General features: G+C 73.1%; 19 protein-coding genes. 10 read left to right on the forward strand and 9 right to left on the reverse strand.

Translation table 11 applies throughout. From position 1 onward, the window contains the following. Positions 1-102: 102 nt before the first annotated feature. The 3 genes from CYQ11_RS08490 to CYQ11_RS08500 all read left to right on the forward strand — a co-directional run bounded on the left by CYQ11_RS08490 (position 103) and on the right by CYQ11_RS08500 (position 4,256). Complete coding sequence (locus CYQ11_RS08490; RefSeq protein ID WP_099200777.1) at positions 103-1,857, forward strand: NAD+ synthase; 1,755 nt, start codon at positions 103-105, stop codon at positions 1,855-1,857. A 217-nt stretch (positions 1,858-2,074) separates the two neighbouring features. Then, complete coding sequence (locus CYQ11_RS08495; protein WP_146104654.1) at positions 2,075-2,581, forward strand: hypothetical protein; 507 nt, start codon at positions 2,075-2,077, stop codon at positions 2,579-2,581. Positions 2,582-2,663: 82 nt separating this feature from the next. Further along, a complete protein-coding gene (locus CYQ11_RS08500) occupies positions 2,664-4,256 on the forward strand; it encodes a S1 family peptidase (protein ID WP_099200775.1) in 1,593 nt (530 codons plus the stop codon). 28 nt (positions 4,257-4,284) lie between these two features. Here the strand turns inward: CYQ11_RS08500 and CYQ11_RS08505 are convergent, their stop codons facing one another. From CYQ11_RS08505 to CYQ11_RS08525, 5 genes are all read right to left on the reverse strand, one after another. After that, positions 4,285-4,527 carry a DUF2277 domain-containing protein gene (locus CYQ11_RS08505; RefSeq protein ID WP_099200774.1) on the reverse strand — a complete coding sequence of 81 codons (243 nt, stop codon included), beginning with the start codon at positions 4,525-4,527 and terminating at the stop codon, positions 4,285-4,287. Further along, positions 4,502-5,710 (reverse strand): MFS transporter, encoded by a 1,209-nt coding sequence (locus CYQ11_RS08510; RefSeq protein ID WP_099200773.1) that lies wholly within the window; start codon positions 5,708-5,710, stop codon positions 4,502-4,504. The genes CYQ11_RS08505 and CYQ11_RS08510 overlap by 26 nt, the downstream gene beginning before the upstream one ends. A 59-nt stretch (positions 5,711-5,769) precedes the next feature. Then, on the reverse strand, positions 5,770-6,813 hold the full coding sequence (locus tag CYQ11_RS08515; protein WP_099200772.1) for an endonuclease/exonuclease/phosphatase family protein: 1,044 nt from the start codon (positions 6,811-6,813) through the stop codon (positions 5,770-5,772). 275 nt (positions 6,814-7,088) lie between these two features. After that, positions 7,089-7,766, reverse strand: a complete 678-nt coding sequence (locus tag CYQ11_RS08520) for a TetR/AcrR family transcriptional regulator (protein ID WP_099200771.1) — start codon at positions 7,764-7,766, stop codon at positions 7,089-7,091. After that, the gene (locus CYQ11_RS08525) at positions 7,763-9,382 is read right to left on the reverse strand and encodes an MFS transporter (RefSeq protein WP_099200770.1); all 1,620 of its coding nucleotides are present in this window, start codon (positions 9,380-9,382) and stop codon (positions 7,763-7,765) included. Before CYQ11_RS08525 ends, CYQ11_RS08520 begins: the two co-directional genes overlap by 4 nt. A 219-nt stretch (positions 9,383-9,601) precedes the next feature. On the opposite strand from CYQ11_RS08525, the gene panB reads away from it, so the two are divergent. From panB to CYQ11_RS08540, 3 genes are all read left to right on the forward strand, one after another. Beyond that, positions 9,602-10,471 carry a 3-methyl-2-oxobutanoate hydroxymethyltransferase gene (panB, locus tag CYQ11_RS08530; RefSeq protein ID WP_099200769.1) on the forward strand — a complete coding sequence of 290 codons (870 nt, stop codon included), beginning with the start codon at positions 9,602-9,604 and terminating at the stop codon, positions 10,469-10,471. Positions 10,472-10,600: 129 nt separating this feature from the next. Further along, the gene (locus CYQ11_RS08535) at positions 10,601-11,623 is read left to right on the forward strand and encodes an ATP-binding cassette domain-containing protein (RefSeq protein WP_099200900.1); all 1,023 of its coding nucleotides are present in this window, start codon (positions 10,601-10,603) and stop codon (positions 11,621-11,623) included. Then, positions 11,620-12,450, forward strand: a complete 831-nt coding sequence (locus tag CYQ11_RS08540; RefSeq protein WP_099200768.1) for an ABC transporter permease — start codon at positions 11,620-11,622, stop codon at positions 12,448-12,450. The genes CYQ11_RS08535 and CYQ11_RS08540 overlap by 4 nt, the downstream gene beginning before the upstream one ends. Positions 12,451-12,481: 31 nt before the next feature. Here the strand turns inward: CYQ11_RS08540 and CYQ11_RS08545 are convergent, their stop codons facing one another. After that, on the reverse strand, positions 12,482-15,964 hold the full coding sequence (locus tag CYQ11_RS08545) for an AfsR/SARP family transcriptional regulator (RefSeq protein ID WP_099200767.1): 3,483 nt from the start codon (positions 15,962-15,964) through the stop codon (positions 12,482-12,484). A 141-nt stretch (positions 15,965-16,105) separates the two neighbouring features. On the opposite strand from CYQ11_RS08545, the gene CYQ11_RS08550 reads away from it, so the two are divergent. Continuing rightward, positions 16,106-16,915 (forward strand): site-2 protease family protein, encoded by an 810-nt coding sequence (locus CYQ11_RS08550; RefSeq protein WP_099200766.1) that lies wholly within the window; start codon positions 16,106-16,108, stop codon positions 16,913-16,915. Here the strand turns inward: CYQ11_RS08550 and CYQ11_RS08555 are convergent. Together CYQ11_RS08555 and npdG are read right to left on the reverse strand one after the other, a co-directional pair. Then, positions 16,912-17,106, reverse strand: coding sequence for a hypothetical protein (locus CYQ11_RS08555; RefSeq protein WP_099200765.1), 195 nt, complete (start codon positions 17,104-17,106; stop codon positions 16,912-16,914). The two genes, CYQ11_RS08550 and CYQ11_RS08555, sit on opposite strands and share 4 nt — an antisense overlap. 77 nt (positions 17,107-17,183) lie before the next feature. Continuing rightward, positions 17,184-17,888, reverse strand: coding sequence for an NADPH-dependent F420 reductase (npdG, locus tag CYQ11_RS08560; protein WP_099200764.1), 705 nt, complete (start codon positions 17,886-17,888; stop codon positions 17,184-17,186). A gap of 133 nt (positions 17,889-18,021) precedes the next feature. Here npdG and CYQ11_RS08565 point away from each other — a divergent pair, with 133 nt between their 5' ends. Next, entirely contained in the window at positions 18,022-18,666 is a 645-nt protein-coding gene (locus tag CYQ11_RS08565) for a hypothetical protein (protein WP_099200763.1), read from the forward strand. Positions 18,667-18,739: 73 nt separating this feature from the next. Next, positions 18,740-20,056 (forward strand): MFS transporter, encoded by a 1,317-nt coding sequence (locus CYQ11_RS08570; RefSeq protein ID WP_099200762.1) that lies wholly within the window; start codon positions 18,740-18,742, stop codon positions 20,054-20,056. A gap of 112 nt (positions 20,057-20,168) precedes the next feature. Here the strand turns inward: CYQ11_RS08570 and CYQ11_RS08575 are convergent, their stop codons facing one another. After that, the gene (locus CYQ11_RS08575) at positions 20,169-20,399 is read right to left on the reverse strand and encodes a hypothetical protein (RefSeq protein WP_099200761.1); all 231 of its coding nucleotides are present in this window, start codon (positions 20,397-20,399) and stop codon (positions 20,169-20,171) included. A 66-nt stretch (positions 20,400-20,465) separates the two neighbouring features. Here CYQ11_RS08575 and map point away from each other — a divergent pair, with 66 nt between their 5' ends. Continuing rightward, the gene (gene map / locus CYQ11_RS08580; protein ID WP_099200760.1) at positions 20,466-21,323 is read left to right on the forward strand and encodes a type I methionyl aminopeptidase; all 858 of its coding nucleotides are present in this window, start codon (positions 20,466-20,468) and stop codon (positions 21,321-21,323) included. Positions 21,324-21,347: the final 24 nt, after the last annotated feature.

The following is a 21,347-nucleotide window of genomic DNA, read 5'->3' on the forward strand; positions in this document are numbered from 1 at the left end:
CCCGCGAAGGTCACCACGCGGCGGCGCCGGACGGGCGGGGAAGGGCCGCCGCGTGTCCGCCCTCACAGCACATTGCGTCAGTCAGACGATTACACTGGCCGGGTGGCTCAACTTCGTCTCGCCCTGAACCAGATCGACTCCACCGTCGGCGACATCGCCGGGAACGCCGAGTCGATCGTCCGCTGGACCCGGCACTCGGCCGAGCAGGGTGCCCATCTGGTGGCCTTCCCGGAGATGGCGCTCACCGGCTACCCCGTCGAGGACCTGGCGCTGCGCTCCTCCTTCGTCGAGGCCAGCCGGGAGGCGCTGCACGCGCTCGCCGCCCGGCTGCGGGAGGAGGGCCTCGGGGAGCTGCCCGTGGTCGTCGGCTACCTCGACCGCAGCGAGGAGGCGCGCCCGCGTCTGGGCCGGCCCGCCGGCGCCCCGCGCAACGCCGCGGCCGTGCTGCACCGCGGCGCCGCCGTGCTGACCTTCGCCAAGCACCACCTGCCGAACTACGGCGTCTTCGACGAGTTCCGGTACTTCGTGCCGGGCGAGACGATGCCGGTGGTCCGGGTGCGCGGCGTGGACGTGGCGCTGGCCATCTGCGAGGACCTCTGGCAGGAGGGCGGCCGGGTGCCCGGCGCCCGCGAGGCCGGGGCCGGGCTGCTGCTGACGGTCAACGCCTCCCCGTACGAGCGCGAGAAGGACGACACCCGGCTGGAACTGGTGCGCAAGCGCGCCCAGGAGGCCGGCTGCACCACCGCGTACCTGGCGATGACCGGGGGCCAGGACGAGCTGGTCTTCGACGGCGACTCCATCGTCGTCGGCGCCGACGGCTCCGTCGTCGCCCGGGCCCCGCAGTTCCGGGAGACCTGCGTGGTCCTCGACCTCGACCTGCCGGCCGCGCCGGCGAAGGCGCCGTCCGGCGTCGTCGCCGACGGCCTGCGCATCGACCACGTCACCCTCTCCGCCGAGCCGCTGCCGGCCTACGAGCCGCGGTTCCCCGGCGTCGTGACCGAGGCCCTCGACGACGACGAGGAGGTCTACGAGGCGCTGGTGACGGGCCTTCGGGCCTACGTGACGAAGAACGGCTTCCGCAGCGTCCTCATCGGCCTGTCCGGCGGCATCGACTCGGCGCTCGTGGCGGCCGTCGCCTGCGACGCGGTGGGCGCGGAGCACGTGTACGGCGTGGCCATGCCGTCCCGCTACTCCTCCGACCACTCCATCGCCGACGCGGAGGACCTGGCCCGCCGCACCGGCCTCCACTTCCGCACCGTGCCGATCGCGCCGATGTTCGACGCGTACATGGGGGCGCTGGGCCTGACGGGCCTGGCCGAGGAGAACCTCCAGTCGCGCCTGCGCGGCACGATGCTGATGGCGATCTCCAACCAGGAGGGCCACATCGTGCTGGCCCCGGGCAACAAGTCCGAGCTGGCGTGCGGCTACTCGACGCTCTACGGCGACTCGGTCGGCGCGTACGGCCCCATCAAGGACGTCTACAAGACCGGCATCTTCCGCCTCGCCAGGTGGCGCAACCGGGCGGCGGTCGAACGCGGCGAGACGCCGCCCATCCCGGAGAACTCCATCACCAAGCCCCCGAGCGCCGAACTGCGCCCGGGCCAGGTCGACACGGACTCCCTGCCGGACTACGACGTGCTCGACCGGCTCCTGGAGCTGTACGTCGACCGCGACCAGGGCCGGGCGGCGATCGTCGCGGAGGGCTTCGACGCGGAGCTGGTGACGCGGGTGCTGCGCATGGTCGACACGGCGGAGTACAAGCGCCGGCAGTACCCGCCGGGCACGAAGATCTCGGCGAAGGGCTTCGGCAAGGACCGCCGGCTGCCGATCACGAACCGGTGGCGGGAAGCGGTCTGACGGACCCAGGTGAACGGGCCGCCTCCGGGCGGCCCGTTCGTCGTCTCCGGCCCCGGCCAGGCCCCCGGGCCCGACTCAACGGACATCCGACACACTCCGGAATCCGAAGCTCATCACATCATCAGAAGCACAAAGCACTACTCCGTGGTAGGTTTGCCGAAAGATCGCCATCTCGCATGGCGCTTTTCTTTTGCCTTTCTGAATCGGGGGATTCGCGTTGTTTTCTCGCGCGCGCAAAACATTGATCACCGCGGCCGGCGCCGCCGTCGTCGTCCTGGGAGCCTCCGCTCCGGGCCTCGCCGCGGGCACGCCCGACCCGGCGGACGACAAGCTGCCCTCCGCCGTGGAGACCTTCGAGTACCCGGGTGCGGCGAAGATCCTCAAGGAACAGGGCCTCACGCTCGAGAGCGGTGACGGGCACATCCTGCTGACCAGCTGCATGCCGTTGAACAACGACGTCAGGGACGACATCGTCGTCTACACGAAGAAGGCCAACAGCGCCGGCCGCAACCACTTCTGCTTCAAGGTCACCGGAAACGGCAAGAAGGGCTACCTCGCCCTCAACGTTCCCGACGTGATCGGGGTCGACGCCGGCAAGTACCCCGTCTCGGCCTCCGCCGGTGGTCCGAACGGACCGGTTCACGTGCCCAAGAACACCTTCAAGGCCATGGGCGAGGCCTCCTGGGACCACCCCGCCACGCTGCTGGCGCTCCAGGTCGGCTGACGCCGCCTCTTCGTCCACCTTCCACTCCACGGTTCATCACCCCGGGCTCCGCGACGCGTCGAGCCCTCGGAGGAACACCATCATGACTGCCATACGTCCGCGCGCCGCCTGGATGACAGGTCTCCTCGCGTCCGCCGTCACCGCGAGCGTCCTGGCCGGCGCTCCCGCGCACGCCATCGCCGGCCAGCCCGTCGCGGAGGGGAAGTACTCCTCGGTGGCGCGGCTGGACATCGACGGGCGGCGCAGCTGCTCCGCCACCCTCGTCGAACGACAGTGGCTGATCACCGCCGCCAGCTGCTTCGCCGACGACCCGGCGAAGGGGTACAGGATCAACTCCGGTGCCCCCCAGCGGAAGACGACCGCCACGATCGGCCGCACGGACCTCACCCGTGAGGACAAGGGCACGGTCGTCGACGTCGTCGAACTCGTCCCGCGGGAGGACCGCGACCTGGTGATGGCGCGGCTGGCACAGCCGGTCGACGGCATCAAGACCGTCGCCCTTCCCGACCACGCCCCGATGGCGGGCGAGACCGTCCAGGCCCTCGGCTACGGCCGCACCAAGGACGAGTGGGTCCCGGACCGCCTCAACGTCGCCGACTTCAAGGTCGACTCGGTATCCGGCGGCACCGTGCGCATCAGCGGCACGTCGCCCGACGCCGCTGTCTGCCAGGGAGACACCGGCGGCCCCACCCTGGATGCCGCCTGGCACCTGATGGGCGTCCACAGCACCTCCGGTCAGGCCGGCTGCTTCGGCGCGGACGAGTCCGAGACCCGCCACACCGCGTCCGAGGCCCGCGTCGACGACATCGTGGACTGGATCCAGGGCGTCGCCTCCCGGGACGTCCTGGCCCGGCCGAACTGGAAGGACGCCGTCCACGTCGTCGCGGGCGACTTCACCCGCAGGCACAGCCTCGTCGGCACCGGCCGCAAGGACCTCTTCGTCGTCTGGGCGGACGGCTCGGCCAGCATCTTCGAGCGCTCCTACCACAAGGACGCCAAGCGCCCCTTCGCGACGGAGCACAAGGTCGCCCCGAAGGGCAGCTACTGGAAGAACGCCGAGGCGATCACCGGCACGCGCGTGACCGACTCCCCCTCCAGCGGCAGCGCCTCCGACGGCCTCACCGTCCGCTGGAACACCGGCAAGCTCTCGACCTACACGCACGCGGACGAGTACGGCTTCTTCGAGGAGAAGACCCTCGCCTCCAGCAACAGCTGGAAGAACGCCCGCTCCATCGCGGCCGGCCGCCACAGCGCCAACGGCCTCCGGGACGACCTGTCGGTTCTGTGGGCGGACGGCTCCTGGTCGACGTACACCGACACCGGCGTCAACGGCGTCTCCAAGGAGACCCAGATCACCGGGAAGACGGAAGCCCTGATCGGCGGGCAGCTCGCCGCCGGCTCGTTCACCGGCAAGGACCGGGACGACCTGGTCGTGCGCTGGCCGAACGGCGCGGCGGACGCCCTCGGCGGCTTCGAGGTGAACGGCGACTACGGGCAGGAGGTCAACCTCCGTCCGCAGGGCTCGGCCTGGAAGTACGCCCAGATCCTGACGGCCGGCTCGTTCGGCGGCGGCTACGGGGAGGACCTCCTCGTCCGCTGGGCCGACGGCAACGTGAGCTACTACGCCGACGTGGACGCCTCCGGCACCCACGACGAGGTCCAGCTCACCGGCTGACGCAGCCCGTCACCACCTGACGACGCCCTCACCCCTGGGACGCCCCGGCGGTGGGGGCGTCGCGCCGTCCCCGCACGACCAGCCCCGCCAGCAGCCGCTCCGTCGCCTCCGCCACCGCGTCCACCGCCTCGTCGAAGACCTCGCGGTTGTGCGCGGCCGGGGCGTGGAAGCCCGAGACCTTGCGGACGTACTGCAACGCCGCCGCCCGGATGTCGTCCTCCCCCGGCTCGGGGGTGACCGGGGGCCTAAGCGTCTTGATGCTGCGGCACATGCTCCCAGTGTGCACCCGCCACCACCCGCGAGCCCTCCTCCTCGCCGCGGTCCAGCAGTCCCGCCAGCAGCGCGACGCCCAGGCCCACGACCGCCAGCGCCGCGCCCACCAGCGTGGGGGACGTCCAGCCCCAGCCCGCCGCGATGGCCGCGCCGCCCAGCCAGGCGCCGCCGGCGTTGGCGAGGTTGAACGCCGAGTGGTTGGAGGCCGCGGCCAGCGTGGGGGCCTGGCGGGCCCCCAGCATCACCAGCATCTGCAGCGGCGTCGTCGTCATGAAGCCGACCGCGCCGAGCAGCACCACCGTCACCAGCGCCGCCCACTTCACGTGCACCGTGAAGTCGAAGAGCACGAGCACCGCCGCCAGCGCCGCCAGCGAGCCGTACAGCGTGGGGCGCAGCGCCCGGTCGGTGAGGGGGCCCGCGGCGAGGGCGCCGAGGGTCATCCCGGTGCCGAAGAGGGCCAGCACCACGGTGACCGAGGTCTCGGAGAAGCCGGTGACCTCCGTGCTCATCGAGGCGAGGTAGCTGTAGACGGCGAAGACGCCCGCGAAGCCGAAGACGGCGGTGAGCAGGCCGAGCAGGACCTGCCGGCCGCCGAGGGCGCGCAGCTCCCGGGCCAGGCCGCCGTGCTCCTCGCGGGGCAGCTGCGGGACGAGGGCCGCGAGGGCGGCCATGGCCAGCAGGCCGATGCCCGTGACCACCAGGAACGTGGCGCGCCAGCCGAGGTGCTGGCCGAGCAGCGTGGCGGTGGGCACGCCGACGACGTTGGCGACGGTCAGACCGAGGAACATCGTGGCGACGGCCCGCGCCTGCCGGCCCTGGCTCACCAGCCGGGCCGCGACCACCGAGCCGACGCCGAAGAACGCCCCGTGCGGCAGGCCGGCCAGGACCCGGGCCGCGACGAGCGGCCCGAAGGAGGGGGCCAGCGCGGAGGCCAGGTTGCCGATCGTGAAGAGGCCCATGAGCAGGACGAGCATGCGCTTGCGCGGGATGCGCGCGCCCAGGGCCGTGAGCAGCGGGGCACCGACGACGACGCCGAGCGCGTAGGCCGAGACCAGGTATCCGGCCGTGGGGACGGAGGTGTGGAGGTCGTCGGCGACGTTGGGCAGGAGGCCCATCATCACGAACTCGGTCGTTCCGATGCCGAAGGCGGAGACCGCGAGGGCGAGCAGCGCCAGGGGCATGGGGGGCCTTTCGGGTGGAGGTGCGGTGGGGCAAGCCCTCCACCCTACGGGCCGCCCGGTCAGGTCTTCACACGAGCCGCCACCGGCAGGTGGTCGCTGTCCGTGGCGGGCAGCGTCCAGGCCGAGACGGGGTCCAGGCCGCGGACCATGATCTGGTCGATGCGGGCCATCGGGAAGCCGGCCGGCCAGGTGAAGCCGAAGCCGTTGCCGGCCGCGCCCTGCGCCGAGCGGAGCTGGGAGGTGACGGGCGCGAGCGAGCGGTCGTTCATGGTGCCGTTGAGGTCGCCGAGGAGGACGACCTTCTTCACCGGCTCGTGGGAGATGGCCTGGCCGAGGGCCTCGGCGCTGTTGTCGCGCTGGCCGGCGGTGAAGCCGGCGTTGAACTTCACGCGCACCGACGGCAGGTGGGCGACGTACACGGCGACGGGGCCCTTGGGGGCGTGGACGGTGGCGCGCAGCGCCCGGGTCCAGCCCATCTTGATGTCGACGGGCCGGGCGTCGCTCAGCGGGTACCTGCTCCACACGCCGACGGTGCCCTGCACGGAGTGGTACCGGTACGTGCCGGCCATCGCCCGCTCGTAGCGGGAGGCGTCGCTGAGCTCCTCCAGGGCGACGACGTCCGCGCCCGAGGCGGCGACGGCCTTGGCGGTGGCGGCGGGGTCGGGGTTGCCGGCGTTGACGTTGTGGGTGGCCACCGTGAAGTCGCCGCCCTTGCCGGTCTTGTCGCTGAGCAGGCCGCCGAAGAGGTTGACCCAGGCGACGGCGGGCAGCAGCAGGGCGATCAGGGCGGTCGCCGAGCGGCGCACCAGGGCCAGCACGAGCAACACCGGGACGAAGAGGCCCAGCCACGGCAGAAACGTCTCTGTGAGACTGCCGAGGTTGCCGACGCGGTTGGGGAGGTGGGTGTGCAGCAGCATCAGCAGGCCCAGCAGTGCCGCGAGCACGGCGAGGACGAGGCCCCGCCGCCACAGGCCGGGGCCCTTCCACTTCCCGAGCCACGCGCCGAGTCCCCGCCACCGACCCGGGAAGGTCGGGGCTCCGGATCCGGTCCGCTCCGGACCGGCTCCCTCACGGCCCGTCTCCTCCACATACGCCTGCGGCATCCGCTGTCCTCACTGCTTCGTCTGCTCCGCCCCCGCACCAGACGATAGGTGATCACGGAAGAAAGTGATCACCACTGGGTACGGGGCTTACCGGACGCCCCTGGCGGGGGCGTCGGGGAGGAGGACGAGGCTCCGGCGGGCGCGGGTTCCTCCCGGGCGGCCGGGGCGGCCTGCTGTGACACAACGGGCACATTCCGCCCGGGCCGGGCACCGCCCCCGGCGCGGCCCCCCGGCGCGGGGTGCCCGACGGGCCGGCGCGGACTTCCCCGCGAGCGTCACGCAGGACCCGGCGCGTTCCCCCGCGACGGGCCCCCGCGCGCGGCCGTGCCCTCCTGCGGCCGTACGCCCTGGAGCACGGTGTCGACGATCTGCTCGGCCAGCCCGTCGGGCAGCTCCCGCCACTCGTGGAGCATGACCCGCGAAAGCATCGGGCTCACGAACAGGTCCGTGAGCAGCTCGGCGTCCAGGCCGGGGCGGATCTCGCCGGTGGCCGCGCCGCGCAGCAGCACGGCGTGGAAGGCCTGGCGGCGGGCCGCGACGACGGTGTCGTGGTACTCGCGCCAGAGCTTCGGCTGCGTCTGCACGTGGGCGATGACGGCCCGCATGACGGCGGACGAGCGCTTGGCCAGCACCCGGCGGCGCAGGAACTCCAGCAGGGCGACGAGGTCGTCGCGCACCGACGCCCCCGCGAGCTCGGGACAGGCGTCGTCCAGGGAGCGCAGCACGTCGAGCAGGAGCGCCTCCTTGTCCGCCCAGCGGCGGTAGACGGTGGCCTTGCCGACGCCCGCCTCGCGGGCTATCCGCTCCATGGACAGCTCGCCCACGGTGACGCCCTCCTCGAGCAGCCGCAGCACGGTCTCGACGACGGTGGTGTCCACGGCGGCGCTGCGCGGCCGGCCGCGCCGCTCCGCGGGCCGCCCGCCGGGGGCGGCCCCGGTCCCGGTGCCGCTCACTTGCCCGCCCCCGCTGCGGGTTCCCGCTCGGCGCCCGGCCGGGCCGGGCCCGCTCCCTTCGCCGTCGCGCCCCTGCCCGGCAGGAAGAGCCCGACGACCAGGGCGCCCAGCACGGCCATGCCGGAGGCGCCGAGGACGGTGACGTGCATGGCGTGGACGAAGGCGTCCTGGGCCGGCCCGACGAGGTCCTTGCCCGCCGGTCCGAGCCGGTCGGCGACGGACAGGGTGGCCTCGATGGACTCGCCCGCGGCGTGCCGGGCCTCGTCGGGCAGGCCGGGGACGGCGTCGATCCTGTCGGAGATGCCGTCGCGGTAGGTGGTGGAGAGCACGGAGCCGAGCACGGCGACGCCCAGCGCGCCGCCGACCTGCCGGAAGGTGTTGTTCACGGCGGACCCGGAACCGGCCTTCTCCCGCGGCAGCGACTGCATGATCGAGACGGTGGCGGGCGGCATGATGTGCGCCATCGCGGCGCCCTGGAAGAAGAACAGCACCTCCAGCACCCAGATCGGGGTGTCCCGGCCGAGCAGGCCCAGGCCGGCCATGGTGGTGGCGATCAGCAACATGCCGCACGTGCACACGGCGCGGGCGCCGAAGCGCTCGACGACGAGCCGGGCGCGGGGCGCGAAGAACATCTGGGAGGCGGCGACCGGCAGCATCAGCATGCCGCTCTGCAGGGGGGTGTAGCCGCGCACGCTCTGGGTGTAGAAGACGATGAAGAAGGTCACGCCCATGAGCGCGAAGAAGACCAGCGCGATGGAGGTGACGGCCGCGGAGAAGGCGGGGTTGCGGAAGTAGCGCACGTCGAGCGAGGGGTGGTCGCTGCGCCGCTCGTGCACGACGAACAGGGTCAGCACCAGCAGGCCGCCGCCGACGGTGCCGTAGACCTCGGGGTCGGTGAAGTCGGCGAGCTGGCCGCCCTTGATGATGCCGTAGACCAGCAGGACGAGGCCGACGACGGAGAGCACCACGCCGAAGGGGTCGAGGCGGCCGGGCCGGGGGTCCCGGGAGTCGGGGATGAGGATCACCATGGCGGTCACGGCGGTGATCACGACGGGCACGTTGACGAGGAAGACCGAGCCCCACCAGAAGTGCTCCAGCAGGACGCCGCCGGTGATCGGGCCGATGGCGATCGCGAGCCCGACCGCGCCCGCCCAGATGCCGATGGCCTTGGGCTGCTCGTCGCGCTCGAAGACGTTCATGATGATGGCCAGCGTCGTGGGCATCACGAAGGCGCCGCCGAAGCCCATCAGCGCCCGGAAGGTGATCAGTTCGGTGGGCGAGCCGGCCAGGGCGGAGAACACCGAGCCGACGCCGAAGACGACCATGCCGAAGAGCAGGACCTTCTTGCGGCCCAGCCGGTCGCCCAGCAGGCCGGCGGTGAACAGTATCCCGGCGAAGACGAGCGTGTAGGAGTTGACCGCCCACTCCAGCTCGCTCTGGGTGGCCCCGAGCCCCCTGGGCGCGGGCGAGGCGATCGTCTTCATCGCCACGTTCAGGATCGAGTTGTCCAGGACGACGACGAGCAGGCTGAACAGGAGCACGGCCAGGATCGCCCACCGCCTGCGGTGGACAGCCTCGGGAACCTTGCGCGGCGCGACTGTCTCCTCAGTTGTCATGAGCCCAGCATAAAGCGATATCGATACGATCCCGTCTCGTATTGGAAAGAAATTCCCCGGCTGCGGTCCGCCGCCGGGGCTCCGGGGGAAGGGGTGGCCAGGGGGCACCCCAGGGTTCGGTCCCCTCACTTCCCCGCCCGCGCGGGCCGTGTCAGCATGGAGGTGATCCGGGGACGCCGTCAGGGCGCCTCGAGACGACAGAACACAGGAGCCATGGCAATGACGCATGCCTTGAAGACGCCCGACAGCGGCCAGAAGAGCAGCAAGGCGCTGTACGGCGGCACGACCTCCCGCCGCATCACCGTCCGAGACGTCGCCGCCGCCAAGGAGCGCGGCGAGAAGTGGCCCATGCTCACCGCCTACGACGCGATGACCGCCTCCGTCTTCGACGAGGCCGGCATCCCCGTGCTGCTCGTGGGCGACTCGATGGGGAACTGTCACCTCGGCTACGAGTCCACGGTGCCGGTCACCATGGACGAGATCGCCGTCCTCTCGGCCGCGGTCGTCCGCGGCACCAAGCGCGCCCTGGTCGTCGGCGACCTGCCCTTCGGTTCGTACCAGGAGGGCGCGGTCCAGGCCCTGCGCAACGCCACCCGGCTGGTGAAGGAGGCCGGCGTCGGCGCGGTCAAGCTGGAGGGCGGCGAGCGTTCGGCGCACCAGATCGAGCTGCTGGTCCAGGCCGGCATCCCGGTCATGGCCCACGTCGGCCTCACCCCCCAGTCCGTCAACGCCTACGGCGGCTACCCGGTGCAGGGCCGGGGCGAGGAGGCGGCCCAGCAGCTGCTCCGCGACGCCAAGGCCGTTCAGGACGCGGGCGCCTTCGCGGTCGTCCTGGAGCTGGTCCCGGCGGAGCTCGCCGCCGAGGTCACCCGCATCCTGCACATCCCGACCGTGGGCATCGGCGCCGGCGCCGAGTGCGACGCCCAGGTGCTGGTGTGGACCGACATGGCGGGCATGACCGCCGGCCGGCTGCCGCGCTTCGTCAAGCAGTACGCCCGGCTGCGCGAGACCCTCGGCGACGCCGCGAAGGCCTTCGCGGACGAGGTCGTGGGCGGGGCGTACCCGGCGGAGGAGCACTCCTTCCACTAGGCCGGACGTCCGGCGCGAACCGCCCGTCGGTGCCGTGTCGGTGACCTGTCGGCGTCCCCGGGGACGCCGACAGGTCGCCGTCGGCCGTCTGTCGGCCCGCTGTCAGTGCCGTCTGGCACCGTCATCGGCATGACGCGAATCGACATCCCCACAGACGACGGGAACGCCGTCGAGGTCCGGGGGCTGGTCAAGCACTTCGGCAAGACCAAGGCCCTCGACGGGGTCGACCTGGACGTGCGCGAGGGCACGGTCCTCGGAGTCCTCGGCCCCAACGGCGCGGGCAAGACCACGCTGGTGAGGTGCCTGTCCACCCTGCTGCGGCCGGACGCGGGCACCGCCGTCGTCGCCGGCTACGACGTGGTGGCCCAGCCCCGGCAGCTGCGCCGGGTGATCGGCCTCACCGGGCAGTACGCCTCCGTCGACGAGAAGCTGGCCGGGCGCGAGAACCTCTACATGATCGGCCGGCTGCTGGACCTCTCCCGCAAGGAGGCCTGGCGGCGTGCGGACGAGATGCTGGAGCGCTTCTCGCTCACCGACGCCGCCAAGCGGCCCGCCGGGCAGTACTCCGGCGGCATGCGCCGCCGGCTCGACCTGGCCGCCTCCATGATCGGCCGCCCCGCGGTGCTCTATCTGGACGAGCCCACCACGGGCCTCGACCCCCGCACCCGGAACGAGGTCTGGACCGAGGTCCAGCGCATGGTCGGCGAGGGCAGCACGGTCCTGCTCACCACGCAGTACATGGAGGAGGCCGAGCAGCTGGCCGACGAGCTGACCGTGATCGACCGGGGCCGTGTGATCGCCCGGGGCCGGGTCGAGGAGCTGAAGGCCAAGGTCGGCGGGCGCACCCTGCAGATCCGTCCGGCGGACCCCGCCGAGCTGGCCCGCATGGTCGGCGCCCTCGCCCAGGCCGGGCTGGACGGCGTCGCCGGTGCCAGCGCCGACGAGGCGGAGGGCGTGGTCAGGGTCCCGATCGTCAGCGACGAGCAGCTGACCGCCGTGGTGGGGCTGCTGGGCGAGCGCGGCTTCAAGCTCGCCGGGATCGACACCCACCTGCCCAGCCTCGACGAGGTCTTCCTGGCCGTCACCGGCCAGCCGACCCGGACGACGGCCACCGCTTCCCGCACCGACGCACTAGAGGAGGTCGCGGCATGAGCGCGACGACGACGGCCGCGCCGCCGAAGGCGCGCCCCCGGACCGGCGAGGGCCGGATCGGGCTGCGGGCCAACCTGCGGCACATCGGCGCCCTCGCGCGCCGCAACGCCCTTCAGATCAAGGCGGACCCGGAGTCGATGTACGACGCCGTGCTGATGCCGGTGATCTTCATCCTGCTGTTCACCTATGTCTTCGGCGGCTCGATCGTCGGCAAGGGACAGGAGGAGCAGTACGTCAACTACCTGGTGCCGGGCCTCATGGCGATGATGGGCCTGAACATCTCCATGGCCGTCGGCCAGGGCATCAACGACGACTTCAAGAAGGGGGTGATGGACCGCTTCCGCACCATGCCGATAGCCCGGTCCTCCGTCCTCATCGCGAAGATCGTCGTCGAGATCGGCCGGATGCTCGTCGCGACCACGATCCTGCTCGTCATGGGCCTGTGCATGGGCCTGCACATCAGCACCTCCGTCTTCCACCTGCTCGGAGCCGTCGCGCTGTCCATGGCCTTCGGCGCCTCGCTGATGTGGATCTTCATCCTGCTGGGGCTGACCTTGAAGAACGCCCAGGCGGTGCAGGGAATGGCCATGATCGTCCTGATGCCCCTGCAGTTCGGCAGCTCGATCTTCTCCTCGCCCTCGAACATGCCGGGCTGGCTGGAGACGTTCACCAAGTACAACCCCCTGTCCAACCTGGCCGACGCCGCGCGCAACCTCATCAACGGCGGCCCCGTGGCCCACGCGGTGTGGATGACGCTGGGCTGGTCGGTGGCCATCACCGTGGTGACCGCGCCGCTGGCCATCGCCAAGTTCCGCAAGAAGACCTGACGGGCCGGCTCCGGCCGGCCCCGGCCTCGCGTCAGACGAGGGCGCTCGCCTCCACGAGGGAGAGGCGGGCGCCCTCGGCGCACGCCTGCTCGAAGTCCCCCCGGCCGAGCAGCGCCCGGGCCCGGGTCTCCGCCTGCTCGCGGACCTCCCGCTCCAGAGTGCTGGCGTGGAAGCCGGCCGGGCGCAGCGCCGCGTAGGCGCCGAGCAGCACGGCGGCGGTCCGCGCGTGCTCCGCGCCCCGCCCGTCCCCGGCTCCGTCGCAGCTCAGCACGGCGTAGGCATGGGCGCCCTGGAGCAGCTGGGCCGCCACCATCTGCGGCGCCACCATCAGGGAGACGGGGTGCCGGCCCATTTCCAGGGCGACGCGGATCTTCGGCAGGGCCTCCTGCGGCCGCCCCTCCAGGACGTCCACCCAGGCGCCGAGCCCGTTCATCAAGCCGTCGAAGAGGGCGATGGCCCGGCCCGCGAAGTCGTCGAGGAGCCCCTCGAAGATCTCTCTCGCCTGACGGAGGTCGCCGGACCGGCCCAGGCAGACGCCGAGTTGGAGGCGGGGGAAGATGGCGGCGTCGGGGGGCAGCCGTTCGGCGTCGGCGAGCGCCTCGCGGAGCATGCGCTCGGCCTCGGCAAGGTCGATCTCCCCGCTCTCCTGGAGCACCTCGACCAGGCGGGACCGCAGCAACGGCACCTGGCCGTTGGAGCCCAGCTCGCGGACCCGTTCGATGGCCTCCCGGTAGTCCTCGGCGGCGCTGGCGAACTGCCCCCGCTTCTCCCGTGCCTCGGCACGGCCGGAGAGCGCCTCGGCCACACCCCACGAGTCGCCGAGCCGGCGGAAGATCTCCAGGCTCTCGTCGGCGTCCAGGATCCCCTGGTCCGCCCGGTCCAGACTGTCGTTGAGCAGCTTGGCGCGCAGCTGGAGCGCGTTGGCCAGCTCCCAGGTGTAGCCGAGCCGGCGGCAGCGCTCCACGGCCATGTCGACGGCCCTGTGCAGCTCGTCGAGGGCGGCCGTCAGCATACGCGCGTAGAACCACATCATTCCGGGGACCCGGCAGTTCTGCGGCTGCCCGTCCCCGTAGGCGGTGACGATGCCGTGCAGCATGCGCTGCATCTCGGGGCTCTCGACCATCCGCATGTCGGACTCCAGGTGGGAGAGCATCACCAGGCGCACCTGGCGCCGTGCCTCCTCCAGGACCTCCGGGGTCATCGGCGGGGGCGTGTCCGTGCACGCGCCGAGCAGCGGCGGGGCCGGGACGACGGGCTCCGCGAAGGGGTCGGGGCCGAGCGCCGCGGCGGCCTTCGACCAGGCCCGGCCGTCGGGCACGTGGTCGCGCAGCTGCCAGAACCAGTTCAGCGACAGCACCAGGCACAGGACCTCCTGCTCGTCGCCGGCCGCGACGGCGCGGCGCAGGGCGGAGCGGAGGTTGTCGTGCTCCAGCTCCAGCCGGTCCAGCCACACGCGCTGCTCGGGGCCGCGCAGCAGCGGATCGGCGGTACGGGCCAGTTCCCGGTAGGCCACCAGGTGGCGGCGTTCGACCGCGGCCCGCTCGCCGGCGGCGTCCAGCTGTTCCCCGGCGTACTCGCCGACGGTCTCCAGCAGGCGGTAGCGCATCTGCCCGTCGCCGGCGGGGGCGGCGACCACGAGCGACTTGTCGACCAGGGAGCCGAGCAGCGCGGCGACGTCCCACGACCCGACGTCGCCGGCCCCGTCCGCTCCGTCCGCGCAGACGTCCTCGGCGGCGGCCAGGTCGCAGCCGCCGGAGAAGACGGACAGCCGGCGCAGGACGGCGCGTTCGGACGCGTCGAGCAGGTCCCACGACCAGTCGACGACCGCCCGCAGGGTCTGCTGGCGCGGCAGGACGGTGCGGCTGCCGGAGGTCAGCAGCCGGAAGCGGTCGTCGAGGCGGTCGGCGAGGCCCCGCGGCGTGAGCAGCCGCAGGCGGGCCGCGGCCAGCTCGATGGCCAGCGGCAGGCCGTCCAGCCGGCGGCAGATCTCGGCGCAGGCTTCGGGGTCGTCGTCCACGCGGAAGCCGGGCCGGGCGGCCGCGCCCCGGTCGGCGAGCAGACGCAGCGCGACGGGGTCGGGCAGCGGCTCCACGGGACGCACCAACTCGCCGGGCACCGCGAGCGGTTCACGGCTCGTGGCGAGCACGGTGACGCCGGGGCAGCCCGCCAGGAGCGTCTCGGCCAGGCGGGCGGCGGCGTCGATCACGTGCTCGCAGTTGTCGAGGACGAGCAGCATGCGGCGCGGTGCGCAGTGCTCGGCCAGGCGTGTCAGCGGGTCGGCGCCGGCGACGTCGCCCGCCGCGCGCAGCCCTTCCGCGGCGGTCGCCCGCACGACGGTCTCGCGCGCGCCCAGGGCGGTGAGTACGGCCTCGGGCACGTTCTGGGGGTCGTCGACGGGGGCGAGCTCGGCGAGCCACACGCCGTCCGGCCAGTGCCCCCCGGCCGTCGCCGCGCTCTCCGCGGCCTCCTGCGACAGCCGCGTCTTGCCGGCGCCGCCGGGGCCGAGCAGCGTCACGAGCCGGTGCCCCGCGAGGTCGGCGCGGATGCGCGCGAGGTCGTCCTCGCGCCCCACGAAGGAGGTGAGCCGGGCCCGGAGGTTGCCGCGCGGCGGGGCGGCAGCCGGCGCCGCCGAGGAGGCGGGGGCCTGGGCGGCGGCCGTGTCCGCGCCGCCCGCCCGGGCGGCGGTCGGTCCCGCCGCGGGCTCCGCGCCGGTGTCCCGCGGCGCGTCCGCGCCGGGCCGCGGGGCGGACGGTGCCGCGGTGTCCCTTCCGGGGCCGGCCGGGGCGCCCGCCGGCTCCGGGTTGAGCAGTTCCGCGTGGAGGGCCCGCAGTTCCGGTCCCGGCTCGGTGCCGAGGCGGCCGGCTATCACCGCGCGGACCCGCCCGTACGCGGCGAGCGCCTCGGCCGGGCGGCCCGAGTCGCGCAGGGCCCGCAGGTGCAGGGCCTGGAGGGGCTCGTCGAGGGGGTGGGCCTCGCTGAGCTCGGCCAGTTCGGGGAGGGAGCGGGCGGCCTGGCCGAGGGCCACGGAGGCGGCCAGCCGGGCGCGGCGGGCGGCGAGGTGGCGGGCCTCGTGGCGGACGGCGTGGAAGGCCCCGCCGGGGAGGTCCGCCAGCGGGCGGCCGCGCCAGAGGGCGAGCGCGTCGTCGAGGAGGACGGCGGCCTTCTCCGCGTCACCGTCGGCGAGCGCCCGTTCGCCCTCGCCCGCGAGCCGTTCGAAACGGTGGAGGTCGACGTCGTCCGGCTCGGCGCACAGCCGGTAGCCGCCCGCCTCGGAGGCCACCGTCTCATGGCCGAGGGCCCGCCGCAGCCGGCCGACCAGCGCCTGCAGCGCGCCCGTCGCGTCGGCGGGCGGCTCGCCGTCCCATACGTCGTCGATCAGCGCGTCCGCGCCGCGGACCCGCCCGGGGTGCAGGGCGAGCGCCGCCAGCAGCGCGCGCAGCCGGACCCCGCCGACAGCCAAGGGCGAGCCGTCGTCGGAGAATGCCTGGGTGGTGCCGAGGATGCCGTAGCGCACGGGCCCATTCTCCCCCGGCCCGGACCCGGCCCCGCTACCTCCCGCCGCGAGGCCGGTGCGCCGACGAAGTACCGTCGCCCGGTACGTTCGTACGCCCGGGATCGTCCCGGCAGCCCCGTAGACACCCAGGAGCACTCAGAAATGGCATCCACCGCGACCCGTGGCGAACGGCGCGTGAGCCCCGTCTTCCTCGCCCTCGTCGCCATCATGGCGGTCTCCCTGTGGGCGGTGTGGACCGGCTTCTCGGCGAGCCCCGGCTTCGCCGTGTTCCTGTTCATCCTCTCGGGCTGGATCGTGTCGCTGTGCCTGCACGAGTACTCCCACGCCCGCACCGCCCTGCACGGCGGTGACATATCCGTCGGGGCCAAGGGCTATCTGACCCTCAACCCCCTCCTCTACACCCACGCCGTACTCAGCATCGTGCTGCCGGTGGTCTTCGTCGTCATGGGCGGCATCGGCCTGCCGGGCGGCGCGGTCTTCATCGAGCAGCACCGCATCCGCAGCCGCTGGAAGCAGAGCCTGGTCTCGGCGGCCGGCCCGCTGATGGACGCCGTCTTCGCCCTCGCCGTCGGCCTCCCCTTCCTGCTGGGGGCGCTGGACGGGGCACCGGACAACGTCCGCTACGCCCTCGCCTTCATGATCCAGCTGCACGTGACCGCGGTGATCCTCAACTTCCTGCCCGTGCCGGGCCTGGACGGCTTCGGCGTCATCCAGCCCTGGCTGTCGTACAAGGTGCGGCGCCAGGTGGAGCCGTTCGCGCCGTTCGGCCTGCTGGCGGTCTTCGGCTTCCTGTGGATCCCCGAGGTCAACCACGCCTTCTTCGACATGATCGACGCGGTGCTGCGGACCCTCGGCGTGACGGAGTGGGACACCTACTGGGGCCAGGAGCTGTTCCGCTTCTGGCAGGGCACGCCCGAGATACCGCCGCTGCACACGGTCGACTTCGGCTAGCCGAGACGGAGGCCCTCCTCGGCGGCCTTGTCGTTCTTCGCCTTGCGCACGTAGTACCAGGCGATGTTGGACGAGACGCCGAGCAGCAGGATCCAGACGACGCCGAGCCAGCTGCCCCGCGCGAAGGAGACGACGGCCGCCGCGAGCGAGAGGGCGCAGACGGCGAGGGCATAGAGGGCGAGGCGGGGCATGGGAGCGGCTCCTGTCCGGTGTCCGGGGGCGCATGTGCGTACGATCCCGGTCATTGTCCCCCATGCCCCCGCCGGGGCTACACGTCGGTGACGCGCAGACCCGCGTGCGCCTTGTAGCGCCGGTTCATGGAGATCAGGTTGGCGACCATCGACTCCACCTGGTGGGCGTTGCGCAGCCGGCCCGCGAAGACGCCGCGCATGCCGGGGATGCGGCCGGCCAGGGCCTGCACGACGTCGGTGTCGGCCCGCTTCTCGCCCAGCACCATCACGTCGGTGTCGATCTCGGCGATCTCCGGGTCGGAGAGCAGCACGGCCGACAGGTGGTGGAAGGCGGCGGTGACGCGCGAGCCGGGCAGCAGGGCGGCGGCCTGCTCGGCGGCGCTGCCCTCCTCCGGTTTCAGCGCGTAGGCGCCCTGCTTGTCGAAGCCGAGCGGGTTGACGCAGTCGACGACGAGCTTGCCGGCGAGCTCCTCGCGCAGCGACCGGAGGGTCTCGGCGTGGCCGTCCCACGGCACGGCGACGATCACGATGTCGCTGCGCCGGGCGCACTCGGCGTTGTCGGCGCCCTCGACGCCCAGGCCCAGCTCGTCGGCCGCGGCCTGCGCGCGCCCGGCGGCCCGCGAGCCGATGATCACCCGCTGGCCGGCCTTGGCCAGCCGGTAGGCCAGGCCCCGGCCCTGGTCGCCCGTGCCACCGAGGACGCCGACCACCAGACCGGAAACGTCGGGAAGGTCCCAAGGGTCCTTCGCGGGGGCCTTCTTCGGCTCTTCAGAAGTAGTCATGACAGCGATACTGTCACGCCCGTTTCCCCACCGGCGGGCCGGTGCGGCCAGCACGCCGGGGCCCCGGGCCCGAACGGGTGAGAAGGGGTGCAACTGCACGTTCGCACGCGGCCGTTGGGGCAGGATCCGGCGCATGGACGCCGTACGGGTCGCAACGCTGCGAGACATGCTCGCCGGAACGGAGTGGCTGCAGGCCACCCGACGCTTCGCGGGGACGCTGCGGGCCTCCGTCGGGGCGCACGGCGGGGGGCTGCTGCTGGTGGGCACCAGGGAGTACGAGCCCTGGCACCTGGCCGCGCACCTGGAGGACGAGGCCGCCTGGGCCGGCCTGCCCGAGCTGACCCCCACGCTGGTGCGTCACCGGGTGCCGGCCGGCGCCCCGGCGCACCTGTCGGTGGGGCTCGGCCGGCTGGAGGCGGCGCGGCGGGGGGAGACGCTGCTGGTCGTGGCCGCGGGGCGGCCCGGCGAGGGGCTGCTGGAGCGGGTGCACGACGCCCGGCGCGGCGGGGCGACCGTCCTCGCCCTGGAGGGCGCCCCGGCCAGGGACGCGCCGGGGCCCGGCCCCGGGGACACCACCGCGCACGCGGAGATGCTCGCGCTCGCCCACGACGCGCTCAGCGTGCCGGACTCCGCGGCGCTCGACCTCGACACCGTGCAGCACCTCGTCAGCGCCGCGGCCGGGGAGAACGGCCTGCCGTCCCCGCGCGGCCGCCGCTTCCGCGACCGGCTGTCCCGGCTCGCGGACCAGCTGACGGCACCGCCGCCGCAGCGCTGGTGAGGGGCGGCCGGCGGGCCCGGCGCCCCGATATTCGTTTGCCCCACCGCACCCCCGCAGCGGACCATGTTTCCCCGTGACCGAGCCCCATCCCCCTTCCCCCGGCCCCGTCCGCCGCCTCAAAGCCCTGCTCCCGGACCTGTCCCCGTGGCGTTCCTCGCCCGACTTCCGCCGGATGTGGCTCGCGGGCTTCGTCACGGTCTTCGGCAGCTTCCTGACCTTCGTCGCCGTGCCCTTGCAGCTCAAGGAGCTGACGGGTTCGGCGCTGGCGGTCGGTGCGATCGGCGCGGTCGAGCTCGTCCCTCTGATCGTCTTCGGTCTCTACGGCGGCGCCCTCGCCGACGCCCTCGACCGCCGCAAGCTGATCCTGTGGACCGAGGCGGGACTGGGCGTCCTGAGCGGCCTGCTGCTGCTCAACACCCTGCTCCCGCACCCGATGGTCTGGCCGCTGTACTTGGTCGCCGCCCTGGTCAGCGCGTTGACGGGGCTCCAGCGCCCGGCGCTGCACGCCATCGTGCCCCGCATCGTGCCGCATGAGCAGCTGCCCGCCGCCATCGCGCTGAACTCCCTGCGCTGGCAGGCGGGCGCCATCATCGGCCCGTCCCTGGCCGGCGTGGTCATCGCCTTCGCGGGGCTGCCGCTGGCGTATCTCCTGGACATCGTCTCGTACGCGCTGTCCCTGGCCTTGGTGGTGGGCCTCGCCCCCTCCCCCGCCTCGAAGGACGCCGAGAAGCCGTCGCTGCGCGGCATCCTGGACGGCGCCCGCTACGCGTGGAGCCGCAAGGAGTTGCTGGGGACGTACGCCGTGGACCTGGCGGCGATGTTCTTCGCCTACCCCACCGCGATCTTCCCGTTCCTGGCCGACGACCTGGGCGCGCCCTGGGCGCTGGGCCTGCTCTACGGCGCCGGGGCGGTCGGCTCGCTGGCGGTGACGCTGACCAGCGGCTGGATCGCACGGGTCCACCGCCACGGCCGGATGGTGGCCGGCGCCGCGCTGGGCTGGGGCCTGGCCATGGCCGTGGCGGGCTGGCTGCACAACCTCTGGCTGGTGCTGCTGTTCCTGGCCGCGGCCGGCGCCTGCGACACGGTGAGCGGCCTCTTCCGTTCGGCGATCTGGGACCAGACGATCCCCGACGAGCTGCGCGGCCGCCTGGCCGGCATCGAGATGCTGTCGTACTCGGTGGGCCCGCAGCTGGGCCAGGTCCGCGCCGGCGGCATGGCCTCGCTGACGAACGTCCGCACGTCGGTGTGGGCGGGCGGCCTGGCCTGCGTGGCCTCGGTGGGCCTGCTGGCGGTGTCGCTGCCGAAGCTGATGGCGTACGACCAGCGCACGGACGAGCACGCGGTGCGGATGCGGGAACGGAAGGCCGCGGAGGTGACCGAGGCGGCTTAGCGGAACTGGCCGAGTCGGCTTGGGGGGCATCCTCCTCCCGGCCGGTCCGGCGCCGCCGGGCACCTCGCGGTGGGCGGACCCCCACCGAGGCGCCCGGCGGCGCCGGACCGCCTCAGTCGGCGGTCTTGCCGCCCTCGCCCTCGTCGCGCCAGCGCGGATCGTTGCGCCACTCCTCGTCGCGCTCACGCGCCGTCTCCATCGCGTGGGCCGCCTCCTCACGGGTCCCGTAGGGCCCCATGCGGTCGGCGGCCCGGCATTCCGGCCCCTCCTCGACCGTGCCGTGCTTGAGGCAGTAGTACCACTCGCCGGCCCTGCCGGCCGGGCGCCTCTTGAACAGTGCCATCACCGTCTCCTCACGCCGTGCTCTCGCCCACATGCTCCCCGATGGGCCCTGACTACACTCGCTGACATGTCTGGCCAGTCGCTTCTTGTTCCGGGGACCCTCTCCCCCGCCCGCCCCGTCCCCTCCTCCATCGCGCGCCCCGAGTACGTCGGCAAGCCCGCGCCCACCCCGTACGACGGGCCCGAGGTGCAGGACGCCGAAACGATCGAGCGGATGCGGATCGCGGGCGGCATCGCCGCCCGCGCCATGGCGGAGGCCGCCAAGCACATCGCCCCGGGCGTGACGACGGACGAGCTGGACCGCGTCGCGCACGAGTACATGTGCGACCACGGCGCCTACCCCTCGACGCTCGGCTACCGCGGCTTCCCCAAGTCGCTGTGCGCCTCGGTCAACGAGGTCATCTGCCACGGCATCCCGGACTCGACCGTGCTGCGCGACGGCGACATCGTGAACCTCGACGTGACGGCCTACATCGGCGGGGTGCACGGCGACAACAACGCCACCTACCTCTGCGGCGAGGTGGACGAGGAGTCGCGCCTGCTGGTGGAGCGGACGCGCGAGGCGCTGAACCGGGCCATCAAGGCGGTCAAGCCCGGCCGCCGGGTCAACGTCATCGGGCGGGTCATCGAGTCGTACGCCAAGCGCTTCGGCTACGGCGTCGTCCGCGACTTCACCGGCCACGGCATCAACTCCTCCTTCCACTCCGGCCTGATCGTCCCGCACTACGACAGCCCGTACCACGACACGCTCATCGAGCCGGGCATGACGTTCACGATCGAGCCGATGCTCACGCTGGGCACCCACGACTACGACATGTGGGAGGACGGCTGGACGGTCGTGACGAAGGACCGCAAGCGGACGGCGCAGTTCGAACACACGCTGGTCGTGACGGACACGGGCGCGGAGATCCTCACGCTCCCGTAGGCCCTGCGGGGCGCGGGGACGGGC

It is taken from the genome of Streptomyces cinnamoneus, from assembly GCF_002939475.1.
In the GTDB taxonomy this organism is placed as follows: domain Bacteria; phylum Actinomycetota; class Actinomycetes; order Streptomycetales; family Streptomycetaceae; genus Streptomyces; species Streptomyces cinnamoneus_A.